Annotated in this window: 10 protein-coding genes; 7 read left to right on the top strand and 3 right to left on the bottom strand. The window is 55.0% G+C overall.

The features are described 5' to 3' along the window. Positions 1–85: 85 nt before the first annotated feature. A complete protein-coding gene (locus LOY56_RS17595; RefSeq protein ID WP_258616017.1) occupies positions 86–1,012 on the top strand; it encodes a transporter in 927 nt (308 codons plus the stop codon). A 100-nt stretch (positions 1,013–1,112) separates the two neighbouring features. On the opposite strand, the gene LOY56_RS17590 is transcribed toward LOY56_RS17595, so the two are convergent. Beyond that, positions 1,113–1,811: a potassium channel family protein gene (locus tag LOY56_RS17590; RefSeq protein ID WP_258622742.1), complete on the bottom strand. Its 699-nt coding sequence runs from the start codon at positions 1,809–1,811 to the stop codon at positions 1,113–1,115. 891 nt (positions 1,812–2,702) lie between these two features. On the opposite strand from LOY56_RS17590, the gene LOY56_RS17585 reads away from it, so the two are divergent. From LOY56_RS17585 to LOY56_RS17575, 3 genes are all read left to right on the top strand, one after another. Beyond that, complete coding sequence (locus LOY56_RS17585) at positions 2,703–3,161, top strand: hemerythrin domain-containing protein (protein WP_258616016.1); 459 nt, start codon at positions 2,703–2,705, stop codon at positions 3,159–3,161. 596 nt (positions 3,162–3,757) lie between these two features. Beyond that, positions 3,758–6,340, top strand: a complete 2,583-nt coding sequence (locus LOY56_RS17580) for an EAL domain-containing protein (protein WP_258616015.1) — start codon at positions 3,758–3,760, stop codon at positions 6,338–6,340. A gap of 251 nt (positions 6,341–6,591) precedes the next feature. Beyond that, entirely contained in the window at positions 6,592–7,356 is a 765-nt protein-coding gene (locus tag LOY56_RS17575; RefSeq protein ID WP_258622740.1) for a tetratricopeptide repeat protein, read from the top strand. A gap of 92 nt (positions 7,357–7,448) precedes the next feature. Here the strand turns inward: LOY56_RS17575 and LOY56_RS17570 are convergent, their stop codons facing one another. Then, positions 7,449–8,072 (bottom strand): glutathione S-transferase family protein, encoded by a 624-nt coding sequence (locus LOY56_RS17570; RefSeq protein WP_095053261.1) that lies wholly within the window; start codon positions 8,070–8,072, stop codon positions 7,449–7,451. A gap of 156 nt (positions 8,073–8,228) precedes the next feature. Between LOY56_RS17570 and LOY56_RS17565 the strand changes: the two genes are divergently transcribed. After that, entirely contained in the window at positions 8,229–9,668 is a 1,440-nt protein-coding gene (locus tag LOY56_RS17565) for an IS1182 family transposase (RefSeq protein WP_258616014.1), read from the top strand. 199 nt (positions 9,669–9,867) lie between these two features. Here LOY56_RS17565 and LOY56_RS17560 read toward each other — a convergent pair whose 3' ends face one another. Next, entirely contained in the window at positions 9,868–10,755 is an 888-nt protein-coding gene (locus LOY56_RS17560; RefSeq protein WP_258616011.1) for a LysR substrate-binding domain-containing protein, read from the bottom strand. Positions 10,756–10,880: 125 nt separating this feature from the next. On the opposite strand from LOY56_RS17560, the gene LOY56_RS17555 reads away from it, so the two are divergent. After that, positions 10,881–11,390: a sugar ABC transporter gene (locus tag LOY56_RS17555; RefSeq protein ID WP_258616010.1), complete on the top strand. Its 510-nt coding sequence runs from the start codon at positions 10,881–10,883 to the stop codon at positions 11,388–11,390. Further along, a complete protein-coding gene (locus LOY56_RS17550; protein WP_258616008.1) occupies positions 11,387–12,241 on the top strand; it encodes an MBL fold metallo-hydrolase in 855 nt (284 codons plus the stop codon). Before LOY56_RS17555 ends, LOY56_RS17550 begins: the two co-directional genes overlap by 4 nt. The last annotated feature ends 107 nt before the right edge of the window (positions 12,242–12,348 follow it).

The following is a 12,348-nucleotide window of genomic DNA, read 5'->3' as shown; positions in this document are numbered from 1 at the left end:
TGGTGGCAGCTGCATGTGCCAAACAAATTCAGATGCGCTACAACTCATAGAACTCCGGGGTCCTCACAGAAGCGAGCGAATGTGGATGAAACACGATCTCTGCGTCGTCAGTCTGGTTCGGTTCGCATCCGCTTCGCTCATCATGCTAGCCACCGGTGCAGTGGCAGAGGATCTCGAGCCCAGGTCCTACGCCAATACACCGGTCGGTATCAATTTCCTGCTTATAGGCTACAGCGATCTCCATGGCAACGTGACGGCCAACCCCTCGATCCCGCTCGAAGATGCCAAGCTCAACATCAAGACGGTCGTGTTTGCCTTTGCCAGATCCCTGGACGTCTGGGGCCGCTCGGGGAAGTTCGATATCGTCGTGCCCGAGGCAAAATTGACCGGCTCAGCCTTGCTTGCCGGTGAACCCAAGGAGCGTAATGTCACTGGGTTGATCGATCCAAGATTTCGCTTCTCGGTCAACTTGTATGGCGCCCCGGCGATGTCCCTGGCTGAGTTCCCCAGCTACCAACAGGATGTAATTATCGGCGCCAGCCTGGCGATCACGGCGCCACTCGGCCAATACGACGACAGCAGGCTGATAAATCTCGGCAACAATCGCTGGTCATTCAAGCCTGAACTCGGGGTTTCCAAACGAGTAGGGCAAGTGACCCTGGAATTATCCGGCGCGGGAACCTTTTTCACCGACAATGACGAGTTACTCGGCGACCACGTGCTTTCCCAGGACCCGATTTACCAGATACAGGGGCATCTTATCTACGCCATCAGCAATGGCGTCTGGGTTTCGCTGGATGCGACCTACTTCGCTGGCGGCAGCAGCTCAGTCGATGGAGTCAGTAACCACGACTTTCAGGAAAACACCCGCTACGGATGCACCCTCACGCTGCCGTTGAACCGCAACCATTCGATAAAGTTGAATGCGAGCAATGGCGGACATACCCGCACGGGCAGCGAATACGATGCTGTTGGCATGGTCTGGCAGTATCGCTTCGGCGCAGGGCTTTGAAACATAGGATTTACGCTACGTTCCAACCATGCGTTCGTGGGACATTTGTCCGATGCTGGTTGCTTACCAATGCCCGGAGATGACTCAGACAAATCGGGCGTCACCTGGCCTGATGCGACGGATAAATACCGGCAAGCCGCGCTATCACGACCCCCACATAAAAGACGCCTGAAAACTCTTCCACCATCACCAGTGAGCGGGCGTGGTTGGTCAACGGGATAACATCCCCGTAACCGGTGGTCGTAAGCGTCGTGAAGCTGAAATAGATCAGTTTGAAGAAAGTGCCGGGTTGTCTGAAATCGAAGTTGCCAGGGCCGAATGAGCCAGCGGCGGAAATCTCGACCAGGGCATAGATGAAGGACCAAACGAAGGCCAGCATGATGTAGCCCGCAAGCGCGCCATGCAGCTTGTCGGCTGTAATTGGCCCGCGCTTGAGAAGGTAGCGAAGCACTCCGCTGAACGAAACCGCAAGAGACGCCGCATAGGTTATCCCGGCAAGTTCAAGAGTCGCGATACTCTCAGTCCACAAGGCCGCCCATTGCAGGCCAATCCCAAGCAACGCCAGGCACAGTTTGAGGATGAACCCCGACCGGGTCTGCCGGGTGGCGAAAGCGCCCACGAGCAGCACGGCCGAAAACAGAATGCCGAGCAACATGCGAGCAATCAAACCCTCCTCAAGAAAGGGAAACAGAAGGATCAACCCTAGTAAGAGCAGCAACAGATAAGTGCAGGGCCCCAGCCCTATCACCATCTGAGCTAAATCCGCGTCGGATTCGCCTTTATCTTGCGGATTTGTCATACCGGTTTCCCTGATGCCGAAGTAACGCTCGATACCTGACGTTGCACGGGTGAATTCTGATCTTGCTTCAGAATAGTTGGCAGTCAAACTCTAGTCGCGAATACCTGTAAGAGGATTCAACCTGATAGGCAGCTATGGGTCGAGGCTGTGTGAAAACATTTTTCAGCGCGACAGGTACTCAAAACCGTGCTGGAAATCGCGCGTCTACGCAAAATCCACATCTGCTGATGTGCCGATAAATTTCAGATTTAACGTAGACGCGCACACTGCAATTTTGGCGAAGCGTTTTTACACACTCTGGGCCAAAAGCTACCTGTCGGCTTTGCCTAAGCAATCACAGACGCTCCATCTGTCGCAGCTGGGCCTCATGTACCTACGAAACCCGGGGCGATTCAAAACAGCGCGATCGGCACCGGCATGCAACGAAAGCAATGATCCCGCGCCACTTGCCCCTCCAGTTGTGCTCAGGACACCAGCTGTTCAATGTCAGCCAGGAAGCGATCTTTGTGAGTCTGCTTTTTCTTGCCGGTGTATTTGAGTTCGGAGAAGGTCTTCTACATCGCGCGTAACAAGGCACACGAATAGGGTGGCTGGTTGACAGTGCTTGGCGTGCCAAGGGGGCAGCTAGCTATTTTTTTTAGCGTCGCCTTAAGTAAATCAAATAGCGTATATAAACATTCACTTGATATTTCAAATTCATCCAAAGGCGGCACATTTAGTGGGGCAAGAGTTTTGTGTCAGGCTATAATAAAAATGTTAAATACGCGCGGGCTAGTGTTTTGGGGTGGATGTATTAGAAGTTATGGAAATTGATATGTGCGGCTATCCTTGGAGGTTAGTGGTTAATAATATTTTTTCTGTGATGGTTTGGTGTAGTGGTGAGGATTTTATATGAACGTCTTGTTGAAAGAGCTGCACACCTATCATCATGAGGTGGCTATCAAAATTACTCAAATCAAAGGATTGCTGGGGAGGTTGAGGCATGAATCCGCTAGTACCGATGACTGCAAGCTGTTGTTTAAGCTGCTGGAAGCCTTGCATGGTGATGCAGAGCAACACCACCATGAAAATGAAGAGCTTATTCGGCGGGCCTTGCTAGCGACTGAGGCACCGATCCACCAACGGGTCAAGGATATCGAGCGAGATCATCAAGCATTTGGGCGCATTGCAGGACAGCTCAAGATGCTGGAGGACTCAACTCAGGAGGCGAGAGTAATCGCTGACACTATCGATGACTTTATCAAGAAATACTACGATCATATGGATGCTGAGGAGAATATTTTTTTCCCGGTGGCAAATAAGTGGTTGTCAGACATCCAGTGGCAGGAAATAAAGCGTCAGTGGCATTAACTGAAGCTTTAACCGTCTTACTTAATCAGGCTGCGACTTAATACTCTGTCTGACATATTTATTGCACTGGTGCCAAATTTTACACCGCTGGCTTGTAGGATTACTTATATGGAATTACAAACGAGATGAATTGTGAGCCTTACACCCACACATTCGCCAGACATGGAGTAAGCGTTGGGACTAATCGCATTATTTCGATTACAGATATCTAGCCGCCTACGGCGAATCTGGCCACGGGGTTATTGGGGCAACTGCGGGTAATGATGCAAATCTCTAGTGACCTCTAGTGACCATGCTTTAAGCAGGTGAGCCACCCCTGGTTTCGTTGGCTGATCAGAGGGCGCGCACACGGCTCAACAGGTAGCAGCGGTCCACCGGCAACTCTGGGTTGCCAGGAACCCTTCTCCAGTGGCAGAACTCGGCCAAGAGCGGTCGCTCGGAGTTGTCTACGAAACCAGGAGCAATTCATTTCTTGGGCAGGACCTAGCCATATCGGTGTTTCACACCGACCACAGAAAAATGAGCGCACTCACAGTTTCCTCAGCGCAGCCGATAGCGTTATGCAAACTACTTGTATCTGCGACCAGCAGGAAATTATGCCGAACAATCTCGCCTCCATCGTTACCCTCTCTAATCGCTCGAGCGTGTCGCTAGCACGGGCTTCTCTTTTCAAGTTTGTGGGCCTGTTGGCGGGTGTGTTTTTACTAGCCAGCGTTTCACTTATTTATCTTGCCCATGATTTAGACCGAACGGAGGAGGTCGAAAGCGCTTTTTACACCAAGAAGGCGATGCAATCGCTGGAAAAGTCGCTGCGCTCAACCGTCAAGGATTACGCATTTTGGGGTGATGCTTATAAGCACCTGCATACCGAAGTTGACCTAGACTGGGCCTTCGTTCGACAAAACGTCGGACCAACGATTTATAAGGACTTCGGCTTCCAGGGGCTGTTTGTCGTCAACGACGTCAATCGCACCGTTTACTCTGTGGTCAAGGGTGAGCTCAAATCCGTTGAAGTCTCTGAGTGGCTTGAGCAGTCCATTGCCGGGATTCTTGATAAGGCTCGTGCAGGCGCGGAAACAGAAACGCCAACCACTGCCTTTATCAATGTAAGTGGCGTACCCGCCCTCGTCGCGGCAGCAGCGATTACACCGGGCACCGACCCGTCGGTGGTGGCGGATGACAGGTCGCCGTCGGTGCTGATTTTTGTAGATGTTTTGAACCGCGCCAAGCTCGAGCTGATAGGCAACGATTTTGGAGTCGAGCGTCTGCATGTCGCCACAGCCGACGAAGCGGGCGCAACGTCACTACTGCCATTGGGTAATGACGGTGCTGCCGGTACGCTGCGCTGGAGCTCATCCAGGCCAGGCCTGCGTCTATTGGGGCTAGGGTTGCCATTGATCGGCGTTGCCTTGCTGTTGGTGTGCCTGATGACCTGGGCCATTTTGCGTCGCACCACCGCCGGGGCGCTGGTGCTTGACTCCAGCTATGCATCGCTACAGAGCAGCCAGGACGCCCTCGCCACCAGCGAAGCGCGTTTTCGCGACGTCGTTGAAACCAGCTCGGACTGGGTATGGGAAATAGATGCTGACTGGCGTCTGACCTTTTTGTCCGAGCGGTTTGAAGACGTGACGGGACTGTCCAGGGACGCTTGGATCGGCGCGGTGATCGACGATCTGTTGTGCACCGAATTGGGCACGTTATCCCAGTGGCTCAGCATCCCGAACCGTCGGCCGGATATCCGCGTTCAGTGCCGCTACGTCGATACCCAAGGTCGGGAGCGCATCACTCGCCTTTCGGCGCGCGAAATGGCAGGTGAAGGTTTTCGCGGTACGGCGACCGATGTGACGGAAGAAGTTGAAGCCCGTCGGCGAATCGAATTCCTCTCACAGCACGACGCCTTGACCGGGCTCCCCAACAGGAGACGTCTTCAGGCGTTTCTGGACGGCAAACTCAAGGCATTGCAGACGGCAGAGCAACCTCTGATCATGCTCAGCTTGGACCTTGATCGTTTCAAAGCGGTCAATGACTTGCTCGGGCATGCTGCCGGTGATTTGGTGCTGAAAGAAGTATCGAGCCGGCTGGCTGAATGCGTGCGCGATGGGGATCTGGTAGCTCGTATCGGGGGGGACGAGTTTGTACTGATCCTCACCGACATGAGCATCCAGGAACAAGTCGAGGCGCTCTGTCGTCGCCTCATCGAGTCCATCGAGCGGCCTATAGCGATCGATGAGCAGGAAGTGTTCGTCAGCACCAGTATTGGCATCGCGATGGCGCCAACGGACGCTTTCGAGGCCGCCGAGTTGCTTCGTTATGCCGATATTGCTCTCTACGAGGCAAAGGCCGGAGGTCGTAACACTTGGCGCTACTACGCGGGTGATATGAATGCCAGGATCATTGAACGCCGTCGTTTGGAAAGCGACCTGCGTTTCGCCATCAAACACGGTGAACTACGTCTGTATTTCCAGCCACGCTATCGTATAGCTGACGGTCAGATGGTCGGTGCCGAAGCGCTGGTACGCTGGCAACATCCTGAGCGCGGTTTAATACCACCCGACACGTTTATCCCAATTGCCGAAGAGGCTGGGCTGATTCTTACCTTGAGTAACTGGGTTATCAGTACCGCTTGCCGCTCCGCCGCGCAGTGGCCGGAAAGCTTGTTTGTCTCAGTTAACCTTTCACCCATTGAATTTAAGCGAGGCAACCTGGTCGAGCGAATTCAGAAAAGTCTTAACGACTCTGGAGTCGATCCTGCAAGGGTGGAGTTGGAAATTACCGAAAGTGTCATGCTTGACGGTGCCGCAGGCGCACTTGAGGTGATGCGAGCGCTCAAGCGCATCGGTGTGCGGATATCGATGGACGACTTTGGAACGGGATATTCTTCGCTGAGCTACCTGCGCGAATTCCCCTTTGACGGCTTGAAAATAGACCGCAGTTTTTTGAACCGGATGGGGGAAAACGAGGACGACACTGCCATCATCCAAGCTATCGTGGGTTTGGGGCGTGCATTATCCCTCATCGTCACAGCAGAAGGCGTTGAGACGGCCGATCACTTGGAATTGCTCAAAGCAGTGTCGTGCGATGAAGGTCAGGGTTATTTCCTGAGCCGGCCGCTTGATATTGATTCGTTCAACGCTTTGGTAGGGATAGTAGTAGATGTAAAGGAAGCTGGATTTAGATGACTAAATCGTCTCAGGGCTCATCGCCACATCGAATGACTGCTAATGGCCGCTTTCTGCCCTGCGTGAAGTGCAGCAACAGATCATGCTTAGATGTTGGGGTGGCAAAAAATGATACTGGTTGCGACGGCCGTTGCAGCAGGAACTTCAGGGTATTGGCCAAGGTCAATAGCGGCCCTGTATCGGAAATGCCGAGCAGCGCTGTGGTCTGTTTTACGGCAGTGCCGTCCGAGTCCAGTCGAGTCCGCTCCCTGATGCCAACCAAGAGTTTTCTGCCGGGCCTCATCCTGGTGTTCTGCGCCGCCGCGTCGTTTTGTTCTGTCGCTGCCGAGCGAAGAGCACCCGCGCAAAGCAACAGCGCATCAACCACCCTGATCGAAACAGCCTCGCGGCAGTATGAAAATGGTCAACTGGACCAGGCCGCCGCCACGCTGGAGCGTGCGCTGCATATCCAGCCGAACAATCCCGCGACTCTGCATTACCTTGGTGTGTTGCGTCTTCAGCAGGGGCAGTACCAGCAGGCTGAAACCTTGGCGGTGCGCTCGAACATGCGGGTTGGTCGCAACGTCGAGTTGCGCAACCGCAACTTCCAATTGATCCAGGCGGCGCAGCAGGCCCAATCTTCGGGTACCCCACCCAATGCCAAAGAGGACCTGATCGCAGTACAGAAGGGGCTGCAAGAGGAGACCCAAAGGCGCCGCGAAGCGGTAATGGCGGTTGTTGAGCAATCCACTCCGGACACTGGGCGCGACGCTGGTAACTTCGCCAGCGCAGAGGCAGATCGGGTTTCGGATGCACCGACGGCTGGCAGAGCCGGACCCGAAGGAAAATTGCAAATGAGTAATGTCGAGCCAGAGCGGGCGTACGCTGAGGTTGAAATTCCCCGCGGCCATATGCCGCCTCCGGGCAAATGCCGAATCTGGTTTCCTGATCGTCCGCCGGGGCATCAGCCTGCACCCGGCAAATGCAAGAAGCTGCGATATCGAGTTCCCTCAGGAGCCTACCTGGTGCGCGGTTGAGTTTCTGAATGTCCACTTTTGGCCGAAAGCTGGCGGTAGCGACAGGATGCTATCCACCCGTGAAGCGGACACAAAACTCCTCTGAGACCGTGTCATGGCGTCCCGTTTCTTCCGTACAGGCGGTAGCCTGGTCGACGACTCAAGCGTTCGTAATAGTCGCTCACGGCAGGAAAGTCCGGATGAGCAAGCGGTGTTTCAAACCACCGATTAACTGACAGGCCGATCGGTATATCTGCGAGAGAAAACTCATCGCCGCTGACGTAGGCCCCGGTTGAATCGAGCTGTCGATTGAGGATCTCCATGTACCTCGACCAGTTGTTGCACGCGGCCGCCAACGCACGGCTGTCCTGATGCTCAGGCGAATGCCTGACCAGCGACATGAAGGCATAACTCCACGACTTGTTGAGATCTGACGCTTGCCAATCGATCCATTGATCCACCCGCGCTTTGGCTCTCGCTTCAGTCGGGTAAAGGTGAACGCCGTTGTAGCGCGACGCCAGGTAGCGAATGATCGAGTTTGACTCCCAAAGAATGAAGTCGTCGTCCTGGATGACCGGCACCATGGCATTGGGATTCAGCGCCAGGAATTCAGGTGTGTGCGTCGATCTGAAGCCAGAACCCCAATCCACCCGCTCAAAGGGAATTTCAATCTCGGCGCAGGCCCAGAGCACCTTTCGTACATTGATCGACGATGCCTTACCCAATATGCGCAACATTCCATGTCCTTATCGTTCGGGGTAGTTGGTCTGAACTACTGACTCTATCGCCTTGTGGAGCGGATTGTCCAGAGTCTGCTTTTGGCCCAGAGTGTGTAAAAACGCCTTCGCGAACCCTTGCTATGATTTCTGAGGATTTCATCGCAGGGATCGCCCATGAAGCGCTTTATCCAAGGTGAACATCGAGGCCAAGGCACCTTACTTCCCGAGAGTCTCGACGACTACGTCAGCGATACCAATCCGGTGCGCGTAGTCGACGTCTTCGTCGACGAACTAGACCTGGTCAATCTGGGTTTTGAAGGTGCGATCCCAGCCGATACTGGCCGGCCGGCTTACCACCCCGCGATCTTGCTAAAGATATACATCTACGGCTATCTCAACCGCATCCAGTCAAGCCGGCGGTTGGAACGAGAAGCTCAACGCAACGTCGAACTGATGTGGTTGACCGGACGTTTGATGCCGGACTTCAAGACCATCGCTAACTTCCGAAAAGACAACAGCAAGGCCATCCGAGGCGTCTGTCGCCAGTTCGTTGTGCTGTGTCAGCAGTTGGGATTATTCGGAGAAAATCTGGTCGCCATCGATGGCAGTAAATTCAAAGCCGTCAACAACCGCGACCGCAATTTCACCAGCGCCAAACTGAAGCGGCGAATGGAAGAAATTGAATCGAGTATCAGCCGCTACCTGACGGCACTCGATGCTGCCGATCGGCAAGAACCAACAGCTTCCGAGCCCAGTGCCGTGCGGCTGGAAGAGAAGATCGCCAAGCTCAAAACTCAAATGAAAGAGCTTCAGGCGATCGAAATCCAGCTCAATGAATCGCCGGATAAACAGGTCTCACTGACCGATCCAGACGCCCGCTCCATGATGACGCGCGGCACGGGAATCGTCGGCTACAACGTGCAGACAGCGGTCGATACCCAGCACCATTTGATCGTTGCGCATGAGGTGACTAACGTCGGTTCCGACCACGATCAACTCAACTCGATGGCCAAGCAGGCCCGCGAGGCGATGGCGTCAGATACGTTGTCGGTGGTGGCTGACCGAGGTTACTTCAAAAGCGAACAAATCCTGGCTTGTCACGATGCCGGCATCACCGCCTATGTACCCAAGCCGATGACCTCTGGAGCCAAGGCTGACGGGCGTTTCAATAACGATGCCTTCGTCTATGACGCGGCAAAAAATGAATACATTTGCCCGGCAGGAGAGGCGCTGATCTGGCACTATTCCTACGTTGAAAAAGGCCTGAAGTTGCACCGGTACTGGAGTTCGAAATGCCAGGGCTGCGCGTTGAAATCGCAGTGCACACCGAGCACGGAGCGACGAGTTCGACGAGTTCGACGCTGGGAGCATGAAGCCGTGCTGGAGGAGATGCAGCTTCGGCTGAGCAAAGCCCCGGAGATGATGCGAGTTCGAAAACGGACGGTTGAGCATCCCTTCGGGACGCTCAAACAATGGATGGGTGCGACGCACTTCCTGACGCGGAAGCTGGCCGGGGTGGGTGCGGAGATGAGTTTAAATGTGCTCGCCTACAACATGAAACGGGTCATGAAAATCATCGGTGCTCACGGTTTGATGAAGGCGCTGTCGGCATAGAAAAAGGCTGATTTTGGCCCATTTCAGAGGCTGTAAAAACAACATTGAAGTGTTCCAGGTCGCGACCGATGCAACCCGCAACATTGACCGTGCGATCGCTCAGCCAACGGATGTCAATGCTCCACGACGATGAGGCCCATGAGCGTTTTTACACACTCTGGGCCAGAAGCAGACCCGGTGCTGGCACCTCCGCATGCCCCTACTTCACCTGCGCCTCCTCCAACAGCCAATGCGCAAATGCCTGGATGGGCGCGCGGCTCAGCTCAAGGGGTTCAGGTAACACGAGACAGAAGGTCTTGGCGACATTCTTCTCCTGCGGCCATGGCGCAACCAGCCGACCTTGCGCCAGCTCGGCTTCCACGTACAGGCGCGGTACGAGTGCCACACCGAGACCAGCCAGTGCGGCCTCAATCAACATCGCATGCAAATCGTAGCGGGCGCCCATCGCTGGGTTGCTCAGGACAATCCCGGTTTCCTGGGCATAGCGTTGCCACGCATCCGGGTTCTGTCGTCGGTGTAATCGCGGCAGTGAATCCAGAGCCGTTGCCTGGTTGCCCTGATTTAGGAGCTCAGGGTGACAAACCGGAATTAACACTTCGTTTAACAGGGGGTGCGTGTGCGTGCCTGTCCAGGCCGGGTGTTCAAAATGGATGGCGGCATCAAAGCCGCTACCGGCAAGCACGAACGGCTCCATGCGTTCCGAGAGGTGTACGCAGATATTCGGGTGTTGCTGGCTAAAGCCAGACAACCGAGGGATTAGCCAGCGCAGGGCAAAGGTTGGGCTGACGGCGATATCCAGGCTTGCGCCGTTTTTGGGCTGGCCCATCAAATACTGGCTGTCCCTGTCGAGGCGGTCGAGTAGTTCGCGCACTTGCGCCGCGTAGCGCTCACCGTTAGGCAAGAGCCGCACGCGGTTGCCAACGCGCTCGAATAGGGTGACGCCCAGAAAGGCTTCCAGGCGGCCTATCTGCCGACTGATTGCGCCCTCAGTCAAGGCCAATTCATTTGCGGCACGGGCGAAGCTGCCATGGCGGGCTGCTGTTTCAAAGGCAATCAGGGCAGCGTTACTAGGGAGCTTTCGACGCATGGACTTATTTCCTGGACTCAAGGCAGCCAGCTTGATGTTTAGTCACTGAAGGGTGCCGAAAAATCGTTTTATGGGGCACTACCGTGCCACTAGCATGATGGAACATCAATCCATGAAGTGACGTTATGATTTACACAGTCGAATGCAACTACGCTGACCTCGCCAGCGAAGCCGAGTGGAATGGGTTTTACAGCCTGGAAAAACTGCCGGCGCTGATCTCGGTGAGCGGTTTCAGATCCTCACAGCGTTTCAAAGCTTTGAGCGGCGCTTGCCCGGCTTATCTGGCCTTACATTCAGTCGACACCCTTGCCGTATTGCACAGCGACGAGTACCGCCAAAAAGGCGGGGGCAATTTTTCCCGCTGGCAGTCCCATATCACTGATTGGAGGCGCAATTTCTATGCAGGGCCGGACCGGGCAATTGCCGTGGGCGCGGACGAGTTCCTGTTGGTCAGTGAACAGGGCCCTCACGTGTTGATTGAGTTAGGCCTTACGCCTTTAGCGCTGCACGCCGTTGCTTTGGACAAGGCCCCTGCAAGCCGCTGGCTGGCTAAACTGGGCTGCGTTCAGGCCAGGGCCAGTAATCTGCAGGGGCTGAATGTATATCGCGCCATGACCGTGCAGTTACAGTCATGAGTAACGTGGACATACATCGCTGGAGACTCCCCAGCCAGCAAGTCGGCGAGTTTTCAATCACCGCCATCAGCGACGGCTACTTGGGGGCGAGCCTGGATTTTCTCGCCAACATCGCGCCAACGGAGGCGGTCCGACTCCAGTTAGCCGCCGGAATCAGCGAGCCAGCGTCGATCCATATCAATTGCTATCTGGTACGTGGGCGTGGCCGAACGATTCTGATCGACGCCGGCGCCGGCGGATTCAATCAATGGGGCGGCGAGTTGCTGGCCAATCTTGCATTGGCCGGCGTGCAGCCCGGTGACATAGATACGATTCTGCTGACCCACGCGCACCCCGACCACATCGGTGGCTTGTTGAACGCAGCGGGAGAAATGGCCTTCGCCAATGCTGAGTTGGTTGTGCATCAGCGAGAGCTAGCGTTCTGGGAGGACGATGGCCACCTTGGCCAGGCCAATGAACGCGCGCGTAGAAACTTTCTGTTTGCACGAAGGGTGTTCGAACGGTACCGGAAAAATCTGCGCCCATTCACCGCCAATGATGTCCTGCCGGGCATCAGTGCAATGCCATTGCCTGGGCATACCGTCGGGCATTGCGGCTACCGATTTGAGTCCGCGGCAGGCAGCCTGCTGGTGTGGGGCGATATTGTTCATTTTCCTCAGATTCAGATTTCGCGCCCCGATGTCACGATTGCCTTCGACCACGACCCACTGCTATCGGCGGCCACGCGAACGAGGCTGCTGGATGTTGCCAGTTCAGACAATTTGATGGTCGCTGGCATGCACTTGGGAGCGCTCGGCTTTGCTCATATCAAGCGCTCCGGGAACACCTACACCATTGCTTACGAAACGTGAGCCAAGTACAGGCAGCAAACTGTCTTTCGATAGTTTTTCTTCGCGCCTGAAAACTTGCCGGGAACGCTAAAGGGGGCACATTTGTTTGCACGACTCTGACGTCCGCT

It is taken from the genome of Pseudomonas sp. B21-048 (genome assembly GCF_024748615.1).
Classification (GTDB): domain Bacteria; phylum Pseudomonadota; class Gammaproteobacteria; order Pseudomonadales; family Pseudomonadaceae; genus Aquipseudomonas.
The sequence above is the reverse complement of the archived record's forward strand: the minus strand, read 5'-3'. Positions and strand labels throughout refer to the sequence as shown.